This window comes from Archaeoglobus sp. UBA230, from assembly GCA_002507545.1.
Taxonomy (GTDB): Archaea; Halobacteriota; Archaeoglobi; order Archaeoglobales; family Archaeoglobaceae; genus Archaeoglobus.
Genome location: DAVR01000009.1, coordinates 20,093 through 44,238 on the forward strand (window position 1 = coordinate 20,093; position 24,146 = coordinate 44,238).

The following is a 24,146-nucleotide window of genomic DNA, read 5'->3' on the forward strand; positions in this document are numbered from 1 at the left end:
GAAGGTTAAAAATATTTTATTTGGCTGAGTTTTTCAATTACTGAAAGGTAGCTGAAAAATAAAACCTCAAAGATTGCACATACTGCGGCGGGTATTGCAGCCTTCTCTCCAAAAAGCAGTATTGAAACTCCCGCTGTAAAGCCGAGATTTTTGTATGATGCAAAAAGTGTTTTGGTCAAAGCAAATCTACGACTAAATCTGAGGAAAACAAGAAACGTCAGTGTTCCAATCAGAAAAGTTCTGGCAAAACCTACAAAAATGACTTCGGTAATTTTGTCAACTTCAAAGAATACATGGGCATTCACACCCACAATCGAGTAAACTACGACTCCGAATCCAAGGTTTATTGCAGACCTCAACGCATCCGATTCTCTAAATCTCAGAAATCTTGAAACTAAAAGGGGTATAATAATGAGTAGAACCAATGCTTCAACGATTGCCATGACATCCACTTTTTTACCCGTAAACAGGATGATTACAGCAGGAGTGAATAGGAGCGACAAGATGTAAGCAAACCCGCTCGAAAGGATGCTTTCAGTGACATCTCCCTTCAAGAGCTTTGAAAAGGGGACTATTGCGATGGCGGGTGGGGCAGCAGCCATTACCACAAATCCGAGCTTTAACATTTCGTCCTTGACAAGCAAAAAGGATAAAAGGAGAATTATCCCACTGAGAAAACCATAGTTCAGGCCCAAGTTCAGCAGAGACGTCCGCACATTAAAATTTCTGAAGTCAACTTCTGCCAGCGATAGTGTCATGATGACTGCAAGAAGGGGAATTACGAGTTTGCTTGTAAATGTGGCCAGGAATGGAAAGATGAGAGCAATGAGCATTGCAAGTGTGAAAACAACTGCTGAGTTTTTGACCAGTCTTATCATTTATCGAGGTGTGACTGAGAGAAAATAAAAATTATTCTTTTTTGTTATTGTGAATAAGCTCTGCAACTATCTCAACTGCCTCTGCAAGCCTGTATGAAGGGCGGTTGATGATGTCTGCATCTACGACATAAACCCTGCCGTCCTTAACTGCCTTGATACTTCTCAGCCTCTCGTCACTAACAACCCACTCATAAACAACATCCTTTCCTCCACCCATTCCTGTGCCACTGCTTACCAGTATGACGTCTGGATTAGCAGCGATGAGGTCTTCAAGACTGACAATTTTCCATCCCTCGAATTTAAAGACGTTTTCACCTCCAGCAATGGCGATGACTTCATCAATGAACGTATTCTTCCCACTGACCCATATCGGATCGTGCCACAGCAAATGTACAACTCTAACTTTCGGCTCATTCTTAACTTTCTCTCTGACTCTCTCAATCCTTTCAGCCATTTCTTTAACAAGCTTGGTAGAATTGTTGTAGTTTCCAGTGGCTCTGCCAATCAGAATTATGTCCTTCATCACGTCCTCGATAGTTCTGGGATCGAAGGCTATGACATTTATTCCAAACTTTCTGAGGGTTTCTATCGTTTCCAAGCCATTGCCGTAAGAAGCTACAACAAGATCGGGTTTCAATGCCAGAACTCTCTCGATGTTTATCGTCGAGTATCCGCCAACACTTTCCAGTTCACCTTTTTCCTTCTTCTCCACCACTACTGGGGGATAGTTGCAGTAATCTGTAACTCCAACAACTTTCCCTCCTGCTCCGATGGCGAAGAGAATCTCTGTATTGCTTGGAGCAAGTGAGACTATGCGGTTGGGATGCCCTTCTGGAATTGGATAACCAGTATCATCAACTGGTTTAGCATTGAGAATCTTGCTCAGGTTGAACTTTTCAGTATTATCATAATTCGATGCTGGTTGGGAGATGCAGAGGGTTAAAAAAAGTGTTAGGAGAACAATATACACCAGTCTTCTCATTCTCTTTTCCTCCCTTTCAATCCAGCAGCAGCGAGTGCAGCCAGCAGTGCTGTTACTGTCAGAAATCCGGGCGCACTCTTCTCAGCCTGAGTCGCTGTAACGGTAGCAGTAACGGCAGCAGTCTCTTCTGTTTGATTTACAGTTGTGGTAGCAGTCTCCGTATCCATATTAGAACCAGCCGTGGCATTAATACTGGTCTCAGACGACGCAGCAGTAACTTTGATCGGATGTGGCTTACCAAGCAGAGCCATAATGGCGCTGACAGTCATGTATCCTGGATTGGATGTCTGGTAATCTGTATACATGAAGTAGCCCTCTTCTGTCTGAAGGCTGAGTAAATGCTCCACGACACTATGATTGTTCTTCATCCACTCTGCAGGATTTATACCAGCAGCAACAAGTGCCTGTATTGCCCAAGCATCACTCGCTGCGTTGCTTGCCGAGTTTCCAAAGTATCTCATCCCCCCATCATCGTTCTGCCCCTCTTTCAGATAATCGAGTGCTTTGAGGATGCATTTCGAATCCTTGGGTTCGCCTGCAGCAATCAAAGCCTGTATCGCTGCAGCAGTATCATCGAAATCACTCTTTTCACCAACATTCCAAGAAAATCCACCATCAGGGTTCTGCTGTGTCTTAAGCCACTCTGCCGATTTGCTTACGTCCTCACCCACAGCACTCAGAGCGAGCATCCCCCAGATTGTGGTGTATACAAAATCACCTATCTGCCCGTTCTCTTTCATTTTGGATTTTAGCATGTTGACCAGATCAAATCCTGCGAAGTTTCTTGGATTCTCGTCAGCATAGACAAGGGCGAGTATTGTTCTTGCGTAATCAGCAGTCCCCATCACCCCAATTTCATCCTTCAACTTCTCCCTCATAAAATCTATCGGGCTATTTCCATTTTTCCTCCACTCATGAGGACTCTGACCGGCAGCTACAATCGCCATCACAGCCCAAGAAGTTTTTGCCACGCTGCAGTTCTCATCGGGGTTTGCAAATCCACCATCATCGTTCTGAATTGATCTGAGCCATTTCAATGCCTTTACTATTCTCTCATCACTCGCATTGAGCGGAAAGTTGCTCCATTTGATGGTTACAGCGAATATGCTGAAATCACTCACTTCTGCGGCGTAGTATAAGTATTTCTCATCCTCCCCTGTTCTCTCGGTGGGGATATCAATCCACGAACCGTTGAACTTCATCATAACAACTTCTCTGCCCTCTGCCAATTCTCTTGGAACTTTGAAGCGTATCTTCACATCAACAGTGCTGTTTACTTCAAGATCAAAACATGAGTAGATTGTTCCGTAGATGACTCCTGGAGGTGTGTTTGCCTTTGATAGGGAAATCTTCAGAGTCCTGTCGCGATTGTCAACCCACAATCCTGTGATGGACAGGTTTTCCGCAACCTCCTCAGACACCGATACGTTAACAGCATTTCCCGGCTTAAGAACCAGTGGGTAACTCATGTTCAGAACGGATTCAGGTTGTGTAACTGTCACGTTCTTGCTTATTGAGCTCGACAGTCCATCATCATCAACGACAGTGAGTTCAACCCTGTATGTTCCCGGTTGGGTGTAGGTGTGGGTAACAACCACTCCTTCTCCACCTCTCCCGTCTCCAAAGTCCCAGAGATAGGAAATTATTTCTCCATCGTCGCTTGACTTTGATGCGTTAAAGGTAACCTCTTCTCCAACCATAGGATTTTGTGGGGTAAAGGTAAATTCTGGAAAGGGAGACACCTTTTTAGGCCACACAATGCTGACGTATACCTCATAATTGTCGCCGAGCGAGATTTGAATCTTATAAGGCGAACTTTCGGGAGTTTCACTCATGCTGCGAGAGAAGTACCACACTACTACGTCTCCAGGGTTTACTCTGAAATCGGTTGCTGCAACGCCGGGCAAAGGATCGTTGGGATAATTCACCCAGTACATCCAGCCTGAAGTTTCACCAATATCCCCCTTGCAGAGGCTTTTAATGCATTTAACAAATATCCCCCACTCTGTGAGTTCAGGAGTGATCGTGAAGTGCAATATTTCAGCAGCCTTTTTCAGGGCTCCGTATGCTGTTCTCCACTGAACCTCCTTGCCGAGAACATCAAAGGTTCCCGATGGTAGTGTGTAGGTATATTTGCTACCTCCACCACTACTACTGCTCGAACATTCTGTAATCTGAATGACCGTAGATGATGTCTCATCGCCAGCAATAGCCGTAACGTTAAGCTCACCCTCTACCCTCGGGATGAAATAGGCCGGATTGCTTGGTGAAGCACTGGCAAAAATTGGAGTTCCGGAGTTTATTCTGAAAATTATCATTGCCTCCTGATCCGTGGTTACTTTTACCTGCTTGTTCAGGCAGTTTCCGGTGACGCTAACGGTTAAAGCTGACGCTACCGGAAGCAGAAAAATTAAGACAAGAATTGCAAAGAGAACACGACGCATCAGCTCACCTCACAGCTTACTGGACCGTAAAGGTGCATCAGAGCATTTGGATAATCACTCAACCTGTAAACCCCGGCGTAGAGATTGTAGCTCCCTGTTTGTGCCAACTGCGGAATGTGCACAAGCACTGGGACTTTAAGCTCTCCTCCAGCGTTCAGGTAGAAGGTTGAGATGCCTGCTATTGCCTCTCCTTCGCTATTCACACCGCTTACAACCACAACATACCAATCGTTTTCGGCAGAGGTAACATTTACCCATGCTGTTGCATCTCCTCCTCTGTTTCCATCTGAGACTGCCAAGGATGAGATACCCACTGGCTTTACATGTGAGTTTATCACGAGGAGCACTGAACACGTGTCAAGGCTGCTTCCATCACCGTAACAGTAGTAAATGGTTTCGTTGCCTGAAATCTGATAAGCATCAGCGCTAATGGGAATCATTACCTTGCTTTCATTCCATATTGACCAGTATATCCGACTTCCATTAACTTGCTTAGTTCCGAGACCCATTATTGAAGATATGAAGAGACCTGTTTTTGTTTGCGGATCATAGCAGCTATCGTCCAGAGTTATCTCAAAGAAGACCTCTGCACTGTATTGCTGGGCAGCGTAAAGAGCACCCATTGCTGTCGCTCTGTTCACGCTGTAGGTATTTCCATTTACTTCAACATCAAACTTGCCGGGAATCAAGGAAACGTTATACACCAAGCTTCCTGAGATGTTGAAGCAGTAAATAAAACCACTGTCCGCTCCAATATACAACCTGTTATTGGCTATAAAGGGAGAAGACATGATGTTGTAGTAGCTTCCAGATGGAGGTAGCAGTCTGTAGTACCACACCAAGCTGCCAGTGTCAGCATTAACGGCGTAAACCGTGCCCTGAGGTGTGTTGGTTGCGAAATAGACGATGTTACCTGCCACTGCTGGAGAAGAATCTATTTTTCCGTTTGCAGTGAACTCCCATAGCTTGTTCCCGGTAGTTGCATTGAAACAGTAGAGTTTACCCTCGGAGGAGCCCACATAGATTTTACCATAGGCAATAGCTGCGGATGACATCGTTCCGTTGAAGTTTACACTCCAAGCCTCACTGCCGTCCAGATTGACGGCATAGAGTTTTTTATCAGTGGCAACGAAGACCTTACCGTAGCCAACAGATGGAGTATTTGTTATCTTTCCTTCAACAGAGAACTTCCAAACCAGATTTCCACTTTCATTAATGGCAAACAGCGCATTACTTCCACTTTCGTTGCCAGCAAAGAAGACCAGACCGTTGTAAGCTGTGGGGGAGGTGTAGTGTGCAATCTCTCCTCCTGTTCTGTACTTCCACCGAACATTTCCACTGATGTCGAGACTCCACAGTGTCCCGTTGGAGAATGTTGTGACATAAACCGAGCCATTGTAAATTAAAGGCGAAGACGCTATCCCCCACCATGATGGAGAAGATTCAAGCAGAACTGACTTCTCTACTGTCCCAGTATCAGCGTTTACGTAGTAGAGGTGTCCTGAGAGGTTTCCAACTATAAGTGTATTCCCATACACCGCCACACTCGAAGCTCCTGTAATTTTGTTGTTTCTCCACTCTATAGCTCCGGTATCTGCATTCAGCGAGTATAAACCGGGACTCCAGCTTCCCCATCCATACCAGTTGGTAACATAGATGTGGCCTTTATTGTAAACGGGTGAAGCGCCTACCAACCCCGTTAGTTCCTGTTTCCATGCGAGAATCGGTAAAATCTTGCTGCTTGCAGTAAAATTTCCTGTCCTCTGCACGTCTCCATGAAATGTGTTTGCCTCCGCTGTCCCTACAATGAGAAGTGTAAACAGAACAGATATCAATATAACTTTTCTCATGTCCAAGATTATTTGATCTCAATTTTTAAGTTTTTCCAAATGGTTGGATATTTGATAAAGTTTGTTTGATTTGCTACCATTTGGATAAACTTTCCTTGACCGACTCAACAACCGCCCTGTATAGCATTTTGCCGGCATCACTTCCCGGACCTGCATATCTGTAGTATTTCCCTCTTTGTGTGCAGAGAATGACGACTGCGTCAGTGTTGGTGCCAGTGAAATTGTGTCCCGACTCAATCAAAGCCTTACTCTTTGCTTCAGTTGCCGTGATAATTGAGTTCAGCATCGCACTTCTGCTCAGTCTGCACTCAAACACGGCTATGATATTTATCGTTCCTATTCTCTCGTTTGGATTCAGCACTCCTGCTGTCACAAAGGCTGTGACCTTACCGCAACCTTCGACGCTAAGGTTGTCCATTGGTACAGAGGTGAGAAGGCCGAAGTAGTTCTTAAGCCCGTAACTTCTCGCAACATTTCTGAGATAGTCGTATGGCTCGCTGAAATTAAAATCCTCTCCTACAGTGTGGTTAAACGCATAGCTAACTCTTTTCCATCCCCCACCTAACCCTGTGCTCACGCCGAAAAAATCTCCTGAGACGATCAGCGTTCTATCATCTACCCAGTAGTTTTCGTATGGCATTTATGACCTCCTCCTCAGTTTTGGTGACCACTGCAGCCCTCTTCAAAGCCTCTCTATAAATCTCCTCTGCCTCTTCTCCAGCAAAGTTTCTTTGGCTGAAAGGGGTCTCATCTATGACAATCAGCTTACCAAGTTCAGCAGCCCTTTTCGCAGCCAGTAGATTTCTGAAGTTGCCCCAGCCAACGCTTAAATTTGCGAGAATAACTGCATCGCTCTCCTCCACCATCTCGAGGTTCTTCTCGTGCGCTGAATTGCCTATCTGCGAAAAAGGGGCCTCATCAACAACTTCTCCGAGTTCAGTAGCAACTTCCCAGTCAGAATCGAGTGCATTGAGCACTCCCGCTGAAACCCTGAATCCCGCCTCTGCCAGCGTATACAAAATCTTCTGTCCACTCCCTCCTCCGCAAATCACGTGAACCCTCTTTTTTCCTCCGGTAGGCTTAAGCTTCGGAACAACGTAGACTCCTCTACCATATCTCCTTACACTCACGTCAGCACCAAATACGTCCTTTATGTTCTCCTCCGTTATCACTTCCTCGGCTTTACCAGCATACGCTATTTTGCCATCTTTGATCATCAGAATTTGGGTTGCAAAGGACGATGCGAGATTTATATCATGAATTGCAACAATCGCAGCCTTTCCCTCATCAACCTTTCTCCTTATGATCTCCATTATCTCAATCTGGGCTGAAATGTCGAGATGGGCGGTTGGTTCATCGAGCAGCATTATCTTGGGCTGCTGGGCGAAAACTCTTGCAAGCATTACCTTCTGCCTTTCCCCCCCACTGAGTTCTGATAAGCTTCTGGTCTCAAAGTCTTTCAGCCCAACCTCTTTAAGCGCTTTTCTTGCCACCCTGTAATCTTCCCTATCTGGCCGCCTCAAACCACTCATATAAGGTGTTCTACCGAGCAATACGACGTCCAGAACTCTCAGGTTCGTTAAGGGGGTATCCTGAGGAAGATATCCAAACGACTTTGCAGCAGCTTCTACACTCTCAATCTCTCTTCCATCGAGCATGACAACACCCTTTACCGGTCTGAGAACGCCGAAAATCGTTCTGAGCATCGTTGATTTGCCACTTCCGTTGGGTCCAAGCAGTGCGATAAGCTCCCCTTCTTTAACCTCGAAGGTTACATTTTTCAGCACGTCCCTGCTCCCTATCTTTACTATGATATTTTCAACCTTCAGCTTCATACCGACCTCCTCAGAAGCAGATAGAGGAAAAACGGCCCTCCCAGCATCGCTGTTATTGCCCCCACGGGAAGGTTTCCGGATGTTGAAATTCTCGAAATTAGGCCGATGAGTGGCATGAAAGCTGTGGAAAGTAAAATGGTTGAAGGAAGCAGTTTCTGATGCTCTTCTCCAACCAACAACCTCATTGTGTGGGGGACGATTATTCCTACGAAACCAATGACGCCGCTCACCGCAACAGTGGCAGATGTCAGCAGAGCCACCACCGCTATCAGTGATTTCCTGTAGCTCTCAACGTTTAATCCTACAGCAATGGCATGCTCATCGCCCAGAAGCAGGGCATTGAGGTTCCAAGACGTAATCAGAAGATAGGCGATACCTGCAATTGCAATTGGCAGAGAGATGTAAACCTTCTCCCACGCAGGATTTGAAAAGCTACCCATAATCCAGAAAACTACCTCGTGCATGCTCTGAGATGAGAAATAGATGAGGATAGACGTTACACCGGAGAAGAAGGAAGCTATTGCTACTCCAGCAAGAAGAATCGCGTAGGTCTGATCTCTGAATCGGCTTGAGGTTCCAATGAGGTAAACCAGATAGGCTGTGAAGAGTGCAAAAAAGAAAGCAAATGCTATTCTGGAGTAGATTTCTCCAATTTTGAGGGATACAGCCAATGCCGCACCAACACTCGCCCCGCTTGCCACACCCAGAATGTATGGCTCTGCGAGAGGGTTTCTGAACAACGCCTGCATCGCACATCCACTTGCAGACAGAGATGCTCCAACAATCATTGCAAGTAACATTGCTGGCAGTCTGAACTCAAAAACTATTGTTCTAACACTATCATCGGCGTTTCCAGAAATTATTTTGAAAATATGATCGTAGCCTGAGCTACCAACGCCAAGAGATAACAATATCGCTGCCAGGTTAAAAATCAGGAGGATAGATATTGCAGTGGCGACCTTCACGAGGTCAAGTTAATTGGACATTTGATAAAAGTTACTTTTGTCCTCTCACCCTCCCCCTCCCAAGAGACGCGAAAATTCCGAGAAAGCAGAGTCCGGCAAAAATTGTGAAGGCAATTCCTGCACTTTCTATAAATTTTCCGTAGTATTCCGGAGAAATTTCCACTCTGCCAATAATTATGGAAAAAACGAGCATAACGAGAGCCATACTCATTGTTTGTCCTACGAGGCGCATTGTTGCCACCGTTGCAGAAGCTATTCCCAGAAATCTTTTTTCGACGGAACTCATTATTGCATTGGTGTTTGGTGAGCTGAATAGGGCAATTCCGAATCCAAGGAGCATCAGGTAGGAGATTACGTTGCTTACGGCTGTGTTTTCGGAGATGGTAGAGAACATAATCAGACTTACAGTCGTTATAGCCATCCCGGCAGAGGCAACAACTCTCGGTTCAATTCTGTCAGAAATCCAGCCAGCTATGGGGGCAAACAGTGCCATCACAACTGGCTGAGAGACCAGAACGAGTCCTGCAGTCTGAGCATCAAAGCCTTTGATATATTGGAGATACAGGCTCATCAAAAATCCCACTGCAAAGGTTGCGGCGTAGTTGAGGAGTGCTGCGAGGCTTGAGAGCGAAAAAGTGAGGTTGCTCAGAAGCAACTTAACTGCAAATACCGGATGCTCCAGTCTCCCCTCGAAGAGGACAAAAAGGACAACCAAAAACACTCCAAGAACTATGAAAGGTAAGGAAAACTCTGAAAATCCGTAAATAAGGAATAGGAGCATTAACGCGTAAATCACAGAACCTGTAAAGTCAAATTTTTCACCCCTTGCATCTGCCCACTCTCCTTTGAGGTAGGTGAGTGCGATTGCCAGTGCCAAGAATCCAAGTATCCCGTTTACAAGAAAAACACTTCTCCACCCCAAGTTTTGTGTAAGAAAACCTCCACCAAGAGGTCCGAGGCTCAATCCTGTGTAGACAGCTCCTGTGTTGATGCCAATAGCTTTACCCCTCTCCTGAGGTGGAAAAACGGATGTAAGGATTGCAACCGCTGTTGCAAAGATCATTGCCCCTCCAACTCCCTGAAAAACTCTGAATGTTATAAGAGTTTCAGCTGAAGGGGCGAAAGAGGAGAGAATCGAACCAGTGCTGAATGTTAGCAGTCCGAAGGTGAAAACGGATTTTCTTCCCTTTATATCTGCAATTCTTCCGAAAGGGACGGAGAACATTCCTGCAGCGAGGAGATAGGAAGTTGCAACCCAGCCAAGCGTGATGGCATCAACTTCGAATTCCCGCCCAATTGATGGCAGGGCAACATTCGTTGCTGAGCCAATAAAGGGAGTGAGGAATGATGAAACACAGGCAGCGAGGAGGGCAGCAGTACGAATGTTCATGCTCAAAGCCTGTCCACAGTGTTATTAAGATTTTTCAAAAAAGGTAAAAAGAATCAGTCCTTCTTGTATAGGACGTAATCCGGCTTTCCTGCAGGTATCGTGTAGTTTGGTGGGAATATTCCCAGTTTCTCGGCTTCCTTCTCAAGCCAATCTCTGTAATCCGGATGGGCGAGATGGATCATGGCAATGGCTCTGTCCTTAACGGTGAGCCCCTTCAGATAAGCCACTCCCCACTCTGTAGCGACAACCTGAACCATGCTTCTTGGCACTGTGACAGCAGAACCGGCTGGTAGAATCGGAAGGATTCTGGAAGTGCCATTATGTGTCGAGTACATTGCGATGACGCTAAATCCTTGCCTATCTCTGCTGAAAAGACACCCCATTACAAAGTCAAGCTGTCCACCGGTGCCGCTTACCTGATAAAGCTTGCCCGTGTGAGAGATCAAACCCATCTGTTCGGAATTTATCTGACCCATCAAATCTGCTTGAGCAGCTTGGTTGAGAGAGAACATCTTTGGCTGCTGAGCGATGATGAATGGGTCGTTGGTATAGTCAACAGGATATGTGGCCACTTCAGGGTTTCGATCGAGATATTCGTAGAGCTTGAGGGAACCGAAGGCAAAGGTGAAGACACTCTTACCTCTGTCAAGTCTCTTCTGGCAATTCGTAATCACTCCTTCCTCAATGAGTTCAAGGGTGCCATCTCCCATCATCTCAGTATGGACACCAAGATTCTTGTAACCAGCCTCCTTCAACATTCTCACGACTGTGTCAGGGAGTCCACCAATCCCAACCTGAATCGTTGAACCATTCTTAATCAATTTCTTCCCCTTAGACTCTGCCTCAAGAATATTTTCGGCAATCATCTCGTCCTCCTTAGTTGGCGGGAAGGAAAAGGGCATAAATGGTAACGGCATTTCGTTGTCTTCTACTATGTAGTCCACTTCAGAGATGTGAATACATTCATCATAACCACCATTAACCCACGGCATGTCTTCTTTGACAACAACGACGACCTTTTTGGCCACCTCGGCAAGTGCCTTCATATGTGAGCATGTCAGGCCGAAGTTGAAGTAACCGTGCCTGTCCATCGGCGTCGTAACGATGTAAGCAATGTCTATCGGCTCGTAGTCGCGGGAAAACTCTCTAACTATTTTCGGAACATCGTGGTAGAGATTGGGTCTGAAGACACATGGGCCAAGTTCCTTGCTTCTTTGCCTTACCGGACGAAATAGAAAACCACTTGACCACTCAAAAACTTCACCCATTGGATCAACTCTTAGAATTTCGTAATTTGCAAGATCAATGAAGGTGCCGACCTTCACCCTTTCAAGCTCATCTTTTCTCTTCGCAAGATACTTGTCAATGATAAGAGCTGTGTTGGCTGAACCACCAAGTTCTATGTGCATTCCACTTTCTACAAGTCCGGCAGCTTCTTCAGGACTGATAAGCTTTCTGTCATATTCTTCTCTGACGTTCATTCATCACACCTCTTCATTTGAGATTTGGCAGTAGTATTTAACGTTTTCCAATTTGAAAAACACTTTAATTAATCCTTTTAGAAATCAGAACTCCAAAGGATTTTATCTGATTTAAAAATCATAATTCTTGCTTTTTACCCCATTTCTTCTCCCAATACTCCTTGATAACTTCAAGTGCCACCAGCTTCTCACCACTCAAAAATCTTATACAGGCCCCTCCAGCTGTAGAAATGTGGTCAAATCTCTCTGTCAGGCCAAACAATCTTGCTGCTGAGGCAATATGCCCACCTCCCACAACAGAGTATCCGGCTTTTGTTGCAGCCTTTAGAACCTCATAGGTTCCAAGCGAGAATCTGTCATCCTCAAAAACTCCAGCCGGGCCGTTTATCACTACATAGTCAAATTCAGGTATGAGGCTTGAAAACTGATTGACACTCTCAAGTCCGATGTCCATAATTCTGAATTTGCCATCAAAGTTGTTTATCGGAATGTCCGCCCTAACACCATCTCTCTCTACCCCGAAATCTACTGGCAGAACTATTCTATCTGAGTACCTTTCAAGCAAAGCTTTCATCTCCTCATCGCTCACGTCCTCCTTATTGTCTTCCACGATGTTTTTGTTGACCTCTCCGATATCCACACCCTTCAGCATAAGGAAGTAATTGGCTACGACGCCAGTCAGAATTGCTTTGTCCGCTATGTTGTTTTCAAGAACATTTTTCAAAACCTTCACTGAATCCTTGATTTTTGCACCGCCCAGAATGAACAGTTTCCTACCTTCACCCTTCAGAGTCTTGCTCAGAGCAGAAACTTCTTTTTCCACGAGTCTTCCAACAACCGATGGTATGACTGGAACGAAACCGACTAAGGAGGCATGACTTCTGTGGGATGCGGAGAATGCATCATTAACAAAGAAATCAAAAAGACCCTTCAACTTTCGAACCATGTGTGACTCGGCATGTTCTTCAGCCCCTCTGCTAAGCTGCTCTTCCGAGTAGAACCTGACGTTTTCAAGCAGAAGTATTTCCCCACTCTCCATTTCCTTGACCCTCTGGACTACATTCTTGCTGAATATCTCGTCAATGTACTCAACCCTTCTTCCGAGAAGTCTTGAGAGGGTTGATGCATGACTCTCAAGTGTTGTAAAGTCCTTTCTACCCGGCCTGCTCTGGTGGGCAAGCAGAACGAGTTTTGTGTCGGAAAGTTCCTCGATGGTGGGCAGATGACTCTCAAACCTCGTCGTATCGAGAATTGTGGAGTTCACAATGGGTGCATTCACATCCACCCTCAGAAGAACGAACTTATCGTAAAAGCTGATGTCGTCAAGCGTTGGCAGTCCATCAATCATTAAACACCCCTCATGCTCTGACTTTAAAATTTTTACTTGTTTAAGCTGAGTAAGGAATTCAAACTGAAGTAATTTATTCACATGCATTCAGAATGAAGACATGGAAATAACAGATATTGCAGGTGTTTGCTGTAATGGAATAAAAGAAGAAAAATTAGGGCTTGGAATGGTGAAGTGCAGCGGTTCTGTTGCTGGGGTATTCACGCAGAACAAAATAAAGGCTGCACCGGTCATCGTTTGCAGAGAGAACATATCAGATGGTTACATAAGGGGCATAATTGTGAACAGTGGCAACGCAAATGCTTATACAGGAGATCAGGGGGTTAGAGATGCGGAAGAGATGTGTAGAATGGCTGCAAAGCTCTTTGGTTGCGATGCCAAGGACATCGCTGTTGCATCAACGGGAGTAATAGGAAGAAGGCTGGACATGGAATGGATTAGGGCGAAAGCTCCAGAGGTATTCGCTGGCTTGGGAAATACTACCATTCATGCGGATAAATTCGCGAAATCTATAGTCACTACCGATAGATTCGTCAAAAAAGCTTCTTCGGAGAAGGTAGGGATTGCAGCGGTGGCGAAAGGGGCGGGGATGATTGCACCAAACATGGCGACGATGCTGTGCTTCATTTTCACCTCGGCAAAGTTCGACAGTGGTGACCTCTATGAGATGCTGAAAAATGCCGTTGATGCATCTTTTAATAGATTGACAGTTGATGGAGATACATCTACCAATGATACAGTTCTTCTTGTGTCTACTGGCAGGGAGAGGGTTGACGCGGGACTTTTCGAGGATGAGCTTGAGAGAGTCTGTTACAGCCTTGCAAAGCAGATGGCTATGGATGGCGAGGGAGCTACAAGGGTTTTCGAGGTTTTCGTTGAGGGCGCTGCAAGCGATGAGGATGCTTACAGAATTGCAAGGACTGTTGCAGATTCTCTGCTTGTTAAAACAGCAATTTTTGGACGCGACCCAAACTGGGGGAGAATTGTCGCTGCGGTTGGATACAGCGAGGCTGATGTTGACGAGAGGATAACCCTCTCCTTTGAGAACGAAGTTAGCAGAGTTTTACTCGTTGATCGCGGAAAGCCTGTTGGAAGCGAGGAGGATGCGAGAGAACTACTGGAGAAAAGCAAAGAATTCACAATAAGAATCGAGCTTGAAAAAGGGAGTGGAGAGGGATTTGCAATAGGCTGTGATTTGGGTTATGATTATGTAAAGCTGAACGCCGAATACACCACCTGACTAAAGCTCGATGAGATGGGTTTCCTTCACAACGTTTAGCACAAGCATGGTGTATGTTTTCATCACCCTTTCCATACTTGCAATTTTTTTCACAAATGAGTTGAGATTTTCTCTGTTCTTGAATTTTGCAACCACGAGAATATCGTATTCGCCTGTAACGTCATAAACGGCGGTCACATTTTTCTCCTTCGCTATTTCTTTCTCTATTTCTACAAGATAACCTCCCTCAGCCGTGATACCGATGACCGCAATTATGTCGTAACCAAGGTAGGAGTAGTCAATCACAGGGATGAACTTTTTTATCACCCCTGCTTTCTTCAGCTTGTTGATTCGGTTGTATACTGTTCCCTCGGCAACACCAACCCTCTCAGCAATTTCTTTCAAACTTTTTCTGGCATCATCCTGCAGTTCCTTCAAAATTTTGATGTCAACTTCATCAATTTTTACCATGGACGCGGTATATTTAAAAAATTTTTAAGTTTTTCTGTAGCTGTAAGTTTTGGACAAATCAGAAAATTAAAAAGCAGCCAAACAAAGAACCACATGTGAATATGCCCGAAGCAGCTTTGACGGTCTTGTCCATTAATGTATTCTTTGGATATTGGAGAGCAAATACTGAAAAGCTCTCAATACAGTGGTTCTTGGCTATACACGTTCCTGTGCCTATTACTATAGCTATCAGGTTTTTATCAAATTTGGGCTGGAGTCTGATAACGTTTCCAGTTTTGATTGCAGCATTTTTCTCCGGTCAGTTATTGGGTGGCAAGTTCCACAGTTTCATAAAGAACCGTTATAGCGTGACATCCTGTCTGGTAATGGATGTAGTAAAAATAATAAAGGGTAAAAATTAGTAATTAGTTCTGTTGCCTCAACAACCTTCTGATAATTTTCCCCGTCGGCGTTCTCGGTAATGGCTTGTCTGTGAACTCAATTATCCTTGGAAGCTTGTATTTGGCGATGTGTTTTTCGAGGAAGGTTAGAATTTCCTCCTTGAGCTTTTCATCTGCCTGATAGCCTTCTTTCACCCTGATTATTGCTTTCACAACCTGCCCTCTTATTCCCTCGGGATCGGGAACACCAATCACTGCGCACTCGGCAACGGCAGGATGAGTGTTCAACGGCTGTTCTATCTCATCTGGCCCGATTCTGTAGCCGCTGGATTTGATGAGGTCATCATCTCTCGAAACGAAGTATATGTAGCCGTTTTCGTCCTTTCTGACGAAGTCGCCAAGAACGTTCCAGCCATCTCTCACACTCTTCGACTGCTTTTCTTGCAGGTTTCTGGACGGATGATTCCAGTATCTGATTCCAGTTGGGCCCTTGATGTATAAACTTCCTACCTCATCGGCTCCACACTCCTTGCCCGTCTCCGGGTCAACCACTTTAGCAATGTAGCCCGGCACAGGGAAGCCTATGCTTCCAGCAACTGGTTTCGGAGCGCAGGCGTTGGCGATGCAGATATGCAACATTTCTGTAGCTCCCAAAGACTCGTAAATATCCATGCCAAACACTTCCTTCCATCTCTTTGCTGTTTCAGCGCCCAGAGCTTCTCCACCACCGGTGAAAAGCCTCAGACTGCTTATGTCGTATTTCTGCATGTATTCCTCCAGCTTTGGGTCTGCGAGGATCATCCTGTAGGATGTTGGGAGTGAGGAGAACACTGTTATACCGTGATCTTCTACGTATCTGAAGAAATTCTCGACCGTAAACCTCGGCCAGATGCTTGCCGCAGCACCGTGGAGGTAAGGTATGAGACAGCCGTTCCCGTAACCCATCGCGAAGCTAACGGGAGCAGGCCCCCCAACAACGTCCTCTGGTGTGAGTTTCCACACGTGCTTACCCACGAGATAAACAGAGGAAATTACGTTCTCAACGAAGTGCACGCAGCCTTTAGGCAGGCCAGTGGTTCCCGAGGTGTAGAGGATGAGCGCCGGAGTCCCAAGTTTCAGCGGAACTGGATCAAACTTCGCACTCTCAGCAAGAACTTCTGAAAACGGAGTGAATCCCTCCTTTTCACCATCAAGCACGACCATAGCTCTGGCAGTCTTTATCTCGTCCTTTACTTCATTCACTGCAGGAAAAACTCTTTCGTCACCACTCACAAACAGAGCTTTTATTTCGGCGTTGTTCGAGACGAATGAAATCTCCTTGCCAGCCCACATGGGGTTCAAAGGCACTGGAATTGCTCCGGCCTTCATTATACCGAAGTTTACTGCAATGGCCTCGGGCATATTCCTCGTCCTAAATCCAACCCTGTCGTAGGGTTGAATTCCCGTAGCAACCAAAAAATTGGCAATCTTATTGCTCAACCTGTAGATGTCCCTGTAGGTAACCCTTCTGTCCTCAAAGTAAACTGCTACTTTTCTTCCCCTACCTTCCTTTATGTTCCTGTCCAGTAGCTCTTCTGCCAGATTCAGTTCCTTCCTTTCCCCAATATACTGCTGCACCTCGTCGGGGATTATTATCTCAGGCCAAGTTTCTTTTGGCACGATAAACTTCTCAATATCCACACTATCACCTCAAAACTTCCTTTATCTTATCAAGCGACTCGGGATTCTCCAAAGCAGAGGTATCACCAAGCTCCTGTTTGGCCACAACGGCCTTTATCAACCTCCTCATTATCTTTCCGCTCCTCGTCCTTGGCAGATCAGGAGCAAAAACTACTCTCTCGGGTTTGAAGGGCTTTCCGAATTCCTTGACGATTCTGTCAATGATCTCCTTCTCCAACTCCTCACTCGGCTCGTATCCGGGTTTCAGTGTTACGAAGACCCACACAACCTCTCCCTTCAGTTCGTGCGGAACTCCAATACACGCTGACTCCTGCACAGCGGGAATTGAGTTGACGATGGTCTCTATCTCTGCCGGACCCATTCTCTTTCCCGCAACCTTTATGACATCATCTGCCCTTCCAAAGAGGAACCAGAATCCATCTTCATCAACATAAGCCCAGTCTCCGTGATACCACACTCCTTTCCAGCGACTCCAGTAGGTTTTGATATACCTCTCGGGGTCTCTCCAGAAACCTCTGGTCATGGATGGTGCAGGTTTCTTGCAGACCAAGTAACCAATCTGTTGTCTCACGGAGTTGCCAGCATCATCAAAAACGTCTATATCCATTCCCAATCCCGGATATCCGAGTGTTGTAGGCTTAAGAGGCATTGCCGGGGAGGGGAGAAGGAAGCAACCGAATATCTCTGTTCCACCTGAGAGGTTTATAATGGGGCACCTCTCCTCACCCACTACCTTCAGCAGCCACATCCACGTATCATGGTCTATCGGCTCTCCCGTGTTGCCCGTAGCCTTTAAACTGCTTAAATCATGCTGCTTGACCGCTTCATCCCCATACCTCTTTAACAGCCTGTAAACTGTCGCAGAACCACCAACTTGAGTGATCTCAAATTCTTCGATCATCGCCCATATTCTATCTCTCTCTGGGTAATCTGGAGCACCCTCAAACAGAACGTGTGTGCCAGCAAGGTGCTGACAGCCAATGATCTGCCACGGCCCCATCATCCAGCCTATGTCGGTGATCCACAGAAAAACATCTTCAGGCTTTAAATCCATGTTGAAGAAAATCTCCTTGCTGCTTTGCAGCAGCACTCCGGCATGGGAAAGCACCACGCCCTTTGGCTTACCCGTGGTTCCGGAAGTGTAAAGCAGCAGTGCCGGGTCGTTTGGATCCATTTCGACGGTTTCACACTTTGTGCTCTCCTTTATCTCATCCCAGTAAACGTCCCTATCTTCCCTCATCTCAATTTCTGTGTTAGCCCTGTTGACGACAACAACTTTCTCCACCTTTGTCCTCTCCAGAGCCCTGTCCAGTTCGGGCTTCAGCGGAACTGCTTTACCCCTTCTGTAGCTTGCATCTGCTGTAACAACAACCTTTGCTTCAGAATCTACCAGTCTCGTTGCTATCGCAGCGGAACTGTAGCCGGAGAAGATGGGCATCGCAACTGCACCGATTTTCATGGCTGCAAAAAGCGTTACAACTGTTTCGGGAAACATTGGAAGATAGAGTGCAACCACGTCGCCTTTACCCACTCCGTAAGCCTTAAGGGCGTTTGCGAGCCTGTTTACCTCCCTGTAAAGCTCGAGGTATGTATACTTTCTAACATCTCCGTCCTCTCCCTGCCAGATAAAGGCAAGTTTGTTTCTCTTTGACTTATGCCTGTCGAGGGCGTTATAAGCCACATTAACCCTACCGCTCACGAACCAGTCTGTCCACTCCACTCCTTTGGACATGTCGTAGACTTTCTTGTATGGTTCAAACCACTCCACGTTTAGCCACTCAACTGCCTTATTCCACCACCACTCTATATCGTCTGTTGACTTCTCGACCATCTGTTTGTAGTCGGAAAATCCCTCTGCATCCATGAAGGCCTTAACGTTGGACTCTTCAACAAGCTCCTTTGGCGGATGCCATACAAAACTCATTTTCACCACCTTAAAAAATAAAATTAGACAATTCCTTTCTCCCTAAGCTTCTCAAGTTTCTTGCCCGATATACCAAGATACTTGCCATAAATATACTCGTTGTCAGCTCCAATCGGTCTGCATACCCACTTAACTCTTCCCGGCGTCTTGGACATAAATCTAAGTGTCGAGTTGGGAACCAGCACCTCTCCGTAGTGTGGGTCTTTAAGCTTCACAAACATTCTCTTGACTTTGAAATGCTCGATGTCGAGAACTTCCTTTGGAGCGTTCAACCTTCCTGTAACAACGGTACCCTTTTTATCTGGCCTTCTGGAGTATTCAGTTACTATCTCCAGAAGTTCTGCTGCTGTGTAGTTCATTGTGAACTTCTCTATTTCATGCTGAATCTTCGGCTGATTCTCGGGGTTTAGCCTTTCCTTGATGGTGGGATACTGCTGTTGCAAATCGGGACGGTTCATGATTTCACACAAAGCAGCCCAGTTTGGATCTGTAAAGCCTGACATGAAGGTGTAACCATCCTTGCATTTCACATAGGTGTAGGGGAACACGGCATAGTCGAAATTACCAGCCCTGACCATCTTCTTCTTTGTCAGATGGAAGTACTGCATCAGGTAGTTTGAAATTGCAAGCATACCCTCAGGCGGAGCGGCATCAATCATCTGACCCTTTCCGGTTTTTCTTTTATAGAACATAGCGAGCAGTATGCCAAAGGCAGCCCAAGCTCCACCAACATACCACCCCATCCAGTTTCCGTGTTTCAGAGGCTTCTTGTACTCATCTGGCACCTCTGGGTCCAGATCAGGTTCTCCAGTCACTGACATAACTACTCCTCTTGCCTGATCGGTAAGGTCGTAGTCAGGCTGATTTGCCCTTTCCTCCGCATCCTTTCCAAACTGTCCATAGGTGTTGACTGCACAGTAAATCAGACCTGGATTTATCTCTCTGAGCTGTCTGTAGCCAACGCCGAGTGAATCCATGTATCCGGGCTTAAATGACTCTATCAATACATCTGCCTTCTTTACCAACCTCTTAAGGATGTCTCTCCCTTCCTCACTCTCAATGTTCAACGTAACATGGAATTTGTTTCTACCCTCTGTCAGGTATGCCAAGCCAGCATCTTTGACCATTATTCCGTAAGGAGTCATCTTCCTTGCAATATCTCCTTCAGGTGGCTCTATCCTGATAACCTCAGCCCCAAGTTCAGCCAGAATAGAAGATGCAAAAAGACCAGCAAAGTTTCCATAGCTCATATCAAGGACAGTCACATCATCCAAAGCCTCAGGCTTTCTCATGACATCATCAGGGTTTGTTTCGTTGTAGACGAATCTCGCATATTGGGGGTCTAAGGCCATTCCAACAATCGTTTTCTCTTCCATTTTACCACCTCACGGGAATTTCAATCCCTTCTTTCCATCCCAGTCTGGCGGCGGACATTGTGGAGGAACATCTGGATTCCACTTGTAGATCACGCCCTCCTCATACAATTGTTCAATTTCTTCCATACTCAGGCCGAGGTATTTGGTCAAAACGAACTCATTGTCGAAGCCTATGGGCCTTGCACCCCACTTCAGCCTTGATGGTGTTTCCATTCTTGGGGGATAGCATGGTTCTACAAATTCTCCATAGAGCGGGTCATCGTACTCCATAATTGCTCCTCTCTCTCTTAGATGCTCACTGTAGTAGGCTTCTTCAGCATCAACAACATGTGTTGCAGCAAAACCATACTTATCAGCAAGTTCCTCAATCTCTTTAACGGTCTTGTTCTTAGCCCACGCAGCTATCTCCTTCAGAATATACCTTGCATTCTCATCCTTAAGCCTCTCTAAGGGATCAGCAAATTTCTCATACAAATCCATCCTGTCCATTGCTTTGCAAAGCCCCATGAACTCCTCTTCTGTAAAGGCAACAATCGCAATCCATCCATCCTTGCAGTCGAATAAGTCTGAAGGGCAGATTGCCAAATCTCTGTTTCCGACCCTCTCTCTGTTCTCGCCCGTCATGTCAACGTATGTCCAGGTCCAGTCGAGAAATCTGATGACGTTCTCAACTTGGGAGTAGTCTATGTACTGCCCTTCTCCAGTCCTTTCTCTGTAGTTGAGGGCAGCAACTATTGCGATTGCACACATCAAAGCGGTAGTCCAGTCTGCTATCCAAACACCTGACTTGAGAGGACCCCTGCCCTCGAAGCCAGTGATATAAGCCAACCCACCCTCACTTTGGGCTATCGCGTCGTAGGACGTTCTTCCTGTATATGGACCCCATGTGCCAAATCCGGAAACGTGCAGCTGTATTATTCTTGGATTTATCTCTCTCAGCCTGTCATAACTCACCCCCCACTTCGACAGTCTGCCGGGAGTGAGGTTATCAACCACAACATCACTCCTTTTTACGAATTCATAGAAAAGCTCTCTTGCCTTTGGATGCCCGAGGTGCATTCCAACCCAGTACTTGTTGTGGTTTTGCTCCAACAATCCGGGAGACAGATTTTTCCAGAAAAATGCGTATGGTGTTACGTATCTCATCTGGTCTCCTCTCTTTGCCTCAAATTTAATGACTTCAGCACCAAATTCTGCGAGATAGTCCACAGCAGAAGGTCCAAGTACCACTGAGCAGACCTCCAGAATTCTCACTCCTTTCAGAGGTTCGGGCCTGTCGAAGATTTCCTCAGCGCCGAGCAAATTTTTAACAAACTCCATATACTCGTTCAATACAATCCCTCCTTGCAGTATTAATAATTCAGTTAATTTCAAATGTATAAGTTTTTCGATTTAGAAATTTAAAAAGTTATAGATATAAATCTAAAATATATGAGAACCAAACTGTCTATCTATTTCACCCCTCTTTATCAACTCAAACAATTTGTCAATGGTTTTGATCCCATACTTTATACTCCTCAAAAGTTGAATCTGAAATATCTGAGCAGTTATGAAAGCATCAGCAAGAGCGTTATGTCTGTAAGGAGTCTTTATCCCGTATTTTTCAGCAAGATTATCAAGTGTCATCTCACTGATCGGTCTTTCGCCGAGTATGTAGCACACCGCTCTCTCCAAATCAATAACATCAAGGGTCTGGTTTTTCAGCTTGTATCCCTCAATCTTAAAAGCCCTTTTAAGAAAGTTGTAATCAATTTCGACTGCGTATCCGACAATGATTCTACCTTTGATCAGTCTGAAGACTTCTTCAGCAATTTCAGAAAAGTTCGGCGCATTTTCGAGCTCCTTAGGATTAAGACCGTGGATTCTAATAGTATCAATTCGAAATTTACTTGGTCTTACAAGAGTGTAATAGCTTTCTCCGGCCATGATTCTCGTTCCTAAAATCGGAACTGCGCCAATCGCTAATATCTCGTCCTTTTTCTGGTTCAGCCCTGTGGTTTCGAGATCAATTGAGATAAAATTTGCTTCTCTTATATTCATCATAACCCCCTCTCAATGCCATAGTGTCCCTTTAAAAATTTCTGAAATCTCGAAATTATCTTAAAGGTCTCCTTTAAAACCAGAGCATCAATTTTATCAATTTCAGAGAGTTTTACAATATTCGCACTCCCCTCTTTTCCCTCAAGCAAACCTTTCGAATGATTCTTGAGCCTCAGGTCTTGCAAGAACTCATAACCCTCTTTGAGAGAGTTCAGCAAATCTTCCTCTATCAGTTTGATCTCTCCAAGCTTTTCAAGTCTCTCCTTTGTGTTTGTAATATCAATAAATCCACTCTCCAATGCAAGGACCCTTACTCCGTTGGTCGTGGGATATATACCGCGCATCTTGATATCCACTTCTCTTAATCTCCTCAGACCGAAAAGACCTACTGGAGGTTCGAACATGGTTGCATCGTATGCAAGAAATCTGAGGGACTGACTTGTGAAGCTCTGCTTTATCTCTTCCATCAACTCGCGGTAAAGCTTCTCCTCTCCATAAATCGGCCTCAAATCGAGGAAAACTGACAGATACCGAACGTTCTCAGATGTGAGATTCATGAACCATTCATGAAACATCTTCTTCCATTTTTCAACGTCCATATTCCATTTGGGATTGGAAGCCATGTAGTTCCCCGGACACTTTGGTATTCCGATGTAATCAAGTGTCTCGCAAACTCTCTTTCCGAGCTCAAGCATAGCTTCATTATCACCGGAGTGGATTATTGCGTTATCCTGATCGGTTGCTATAACCTGCTCTTTTCTCGCAGAGCTTCCCATATGTACCCAGACAAAGTCCGAAAGTTTTCCGTAGTCTTTTTCCATTTCACTCACTATGATTTCAATAGTCTTCTCGACAACGTAATCGTAGATGTCCGTAAGTAAAGCTGAGAGATCGTAAAAGTGCATACCTTTCAAAACCAAATTTGCAATAGAGATTTTCAGGCTTGTAAATGCTGACCTCATCTCATCAATATTCCTGGACTTCTTCAGCTTCCGGTAGAGAACAACAAGGGATGTGGTGGGTTCAAAGAGCATGAGAACGTCGTTGGCAGTGATAACACCCTCGACCCTTCCGTTTTTTGTTACCACAAGGTGGTTGATACCTCTTTTCAGCAGCTCCAGATGAGCCTCGAAAACTGGAGCATCAGCCTCAATAGTCACGGCAGGAGAGCTCATGTAAGCTGATACCTTTTCTTCAGGTGTCTTTCCATGTATGATGAATCCCCTCAAATCTTTACTTGTTAAAATCCCCACAGGCCTCATATCTCCATTGACGACAACAATTGAACCAACCCCGCTCATTTCCATTCTTATCGCTGCATCCTTTATACTGGTGTGTGGGTAGCAAACCACAGGCTTTTTAGAAACGAGTTCTCCAACCCTCGCGAGAAACAGTCTTTCTGTAATGCTCTCTTCCCTCGAAATTTCTGCGATTCTTCTGAACTTCCTCTCTTCAAAACTTTTGAAAAACTCTGCGAACTTTCTGTTTCTTTCCATCAACTCCTCAAAGGATCTCCTTTTTATCAGATAGCATATCGTGTCCTCTTCGGCTATCGCCTCTCTGTCATGTGTTTGGAAGAGACCAAAAATTTCTCCCTTTGAAATTTGGTCAACAAGCTCTCCGTTTTCATAAATCCCAACTCTGCCAGAAAAGACAAGGTAAACGTAGTCGCTTCTCTCCCCCTTCTTAAGTATCATTTCTCCTTCCTCGAAAGCTTCAACCTCAAGTTCATTAAGCAGCAAATCTATCTCATTGTCTCTGAGGAAGCTGAAGGGTCTTATTCTTTTTATAAACTCTTTCGGAGGCAACATTTTTTGAACAATAAATTATTCGAGTTTATAAAGGTTTTTGGTTACCTCCTCTCAATCACTCTTGATATTGTT

Annotated in this window: 19 protein-coding genes; 2 read left to right on the forward strand and 17 right to left on the reverse strand. The window is 45.3% G+C overall.

Going from position 1 to position 24,146, the window contains the following annotated elements; genetic code table 11:
- Positions 1-5: 5 nt before the first annotated feature.
- The 10 genes from BP688_RS02455 to BP688_RS02500 form a co-directional block, all read right to left on the reverse strand.
- Positions 6-878 (reverse strand): hypothetical protein, encoded by an 873-nt coding sequence (locus tag BP688_RS02455; RefSeq protein ID WP_290623877.1) that lies wholly within the window; start codon positions 876-878, stop codon positions 6-8.
- Between the two features lie 31 nt (positions 879-909).
- Positions 910-1,860 (reverse strand): ABC transporter substrate-binding protein, encoded by a 951-nt coding sequence (locus tag BP688_RS02460; RefSeq protein WP_290596811.1) that lies wholly within the window; start codon positions 1,858-1,860, stop codon positions 910-912.
- Entirely contained in the window at positions 1,857-4,304 is a 2,448-nt protein-coding gene (locus tag BP688_RS02465; RefSeq protein WP_290623879.1) for a PKD domain-containing protein, read from the reverse strand. The genes BP688_RS02460 and BP688_RS02465 overlap by 4 nt, the downstream gene beginning before the upstream one ends.
- Positions 4,304-6,154, reverse strand: a complete 1,851-nt coding sequence (locus BP688_RS02470; protein WP_290623881.1) for an outer membrane protein assembly factor BamB family protein — start codon at positions 6,152-6,154, stop codon at positions 4,304-4,306. Before BP688_RS02470 ends, BP688_RS02465 begins: the two co-directional genes overlap by 1 nt.
- Before the next feature lie 73 nt (positions 6,155-6,227).
- Positions 6,228-6,794, reverse strand: coding sequence for an adenosylcobinamide amidohydrolase (locus BP688_RS02475; RefSeq protein WP_290596808.1), 567 nt, complete (start codon positions 6,792-6,794; stop codon positions 6,228-6,230).
- Positions 6,766-7,989: an ABC transporter ATP-binding protein gene (locus BP688_RS02480; RefSeq protein WP_290596807.1), complete on the reverse strand. Its 1,224-nt coding sequence runs from the start codon at positions 7,987-7,989 to the stop codon at positions 6,766-6,768. The genes BP688_RS02475 and BP688_RS02480 overlap by 29 nt, the downstream gene beginning before the upstream one ends.
- A complete protein-coding gene (locus tag BP688_RS02485; protein WP_290623883.1) occupies positions 7,986-8,954 on the reverse strand; it encodes a FecCD family ABC transporter permease in 969 nt (322 codons plus the stop codon). The genes BP688_RS02480 and BP688_RS02485 overlap by 4 nt, the downstream gene beginning before the upstream one ends.
- 31 nt (positions 8,955-8,985) lie before the next feature.
- Entirely contained in the window at positions 8,986-10,344 is a 1,359-nt protein-coding gene (locus tag BP688_RS02490) for an MFS transporter (RefSeq protein WP_290623884.1), read from the reverse strand.
- Positions 10,345-10,397: 53 nt separating this feature from the next.
- The gene (locus tag BP688_RS02495) at positions 10,398-11,825 is read right to left on the reverse strand and encodes an acetyl-CoA hydrolase/transferase family protein (protein ID WP_290623886.1); all 1,428 of its coding nucleotides are present in this window, start codon (positions 11,823-11,825) and stop codon (positions 10,398-10,400) included.
- Between the two features lie 118 nt (positions 11,826-11,943).
- Positions 11,944-13,173: a phosphoglycerate kinase gene (locus BP688_RS02500; RefSeq protein ID WP_290596803.1), complete on the reverse strand. Its 1,230-nt coding sequence runs from the start codon at positions 13,171-13,173 to the stop codon at positions 11,944-11,946.
- Between the two features lie 100 nt (positions 13,174-13,273).
- Between BP688_RS02500 and argJ the strand changes: the two genes are divergently transcribed.
- The gene (argJ, locus tag BP688_RS02505; RefSeq protein ID WP_290596802.1) at positions 13,274-14,413 is read left to right on the forward strand and encodes a bifunctional ornithine acetyltransferase/N-acetylglutamate synthase; all 1,140 of its coding nucleotides are present in this window, start codon (positions 13,274-13,276) and stop codon (positions 14,411-14,413) included.
- Here argJ and BP688_RS02510 read toward each other — a convergent pair whose 3' ends face one another.
- Complete coding sequence (locus BP688_RS02510; RefSeq protein ID WP_290596801.1) at positions 14,414-14,863, reverse strand: Lrp/AsnC family transcriptional regulator; 450 nt, start codon at positions 14,861-14,863, stop codon at positions 14,414-14,416. It lies immediately after the preceding gene.
- Positions 14,864-14,964: 101 nt separating this feature from the next.
- Between BP688_RS02510 and BP688_RS02515 the strand changes: the two genes are divergently transcribed.
- The gene (locus BP688_RS02515) at positions 14,965-15,264 is read left to right on the forward strand and encodes a hypothetical protein (RefSeq protein ID WP_290596800.1); all 300 of its coding nucleotides are present in this window, start codon (positions 14,965-14,967) and stop codon (positions 15,262-15,264) included.
- A 3-nt stretch (positions 15,265-15,267) separates the two neighbouring features.
- Here the strand turns inward: BP688_RS02515 and BP688_RS02520 are convergent, their stop codons facing one another.
- The 6 genes from BP688_RS02520 to BP688_RS02545 form a co-directional block, all read right to left on the reverse strand.
- A complete protein-coding gene (locus tag BP688_RS02520) occupies positions 15,268-16,923 on the reverse strand; it encodes an acyl-CoA synthetase (RefSeq protein ID WP_290596799.1) in 1,656 nt (551 codons plus the stop codon).
- A 4-nt stretch (positions 16,924-16,927) separates the two neighbouring features.
- Positions 16,928-18,847 carry an AMP-binding protein gene (locus BP688_RS02525; protein ID WP_290623888.1) on the reverse strand — a complete coding sequence of 640 codons (1,920 nt, stop codon included), beginning with the start codon at positions 18,845-18,847 and terminating at the stop codon, positions 16,928-16,930.
- A gap of 23 nt (positions 18,848-18,870) precedes the next feature.
- Entirely contained in the window at positions 18,871-20,223 is a 1,353-nt protein-coding gene (locus tag BP688_RS02530) for a CoA transferase (RefSeq protein ID WP_290596797.1), read from the reverse strand.
- A gap of 9 nt (positions 20,224-20,232) precedes the next feature.
- Positions 20,233-21,555: a CoA transferase gene (locus BP688_RS02535; RefSeq protein ID WP_290623890.1), complete on the reverse strand. Its 1,323-nt coding sequence runs from the start codon at positions 21,553-21,555 to the stop codon at positions 20,233-20,235.
- Positions 21,556-21,645: 90 nt separating this feature from the next.
- Positions 21,646-22,266 carry an exonuclease domain-containing protein gene (locus BP688_RS02540; protein WP_290624497.1) on the reverse strand — a complete coding sequence of 207 codons (621 nt, stop codon included), beginning with the start codon at positions 22,264-22,266 and terminating at the stop codon, positions 21,646-21,648.
- Positions 22,263-24,074, reverse strand: a complete 1,812-nt coding sequence (locus tag BP688_RS02545; RefSeq protein ID WP_290596794.1) for a DUF294 nucleotidyltransferase-like domain-containing protein — start codon at positions 24,072-24,074, stop codon at positions 22,263-22,265. The genes BP688_RS02540 and BP688_RS02545 overlap by 4 nt, the downstream gene beginning before the upstream one ends.
- Positions 24,075-24,146 lie beyond the last annotated feature (72 nt).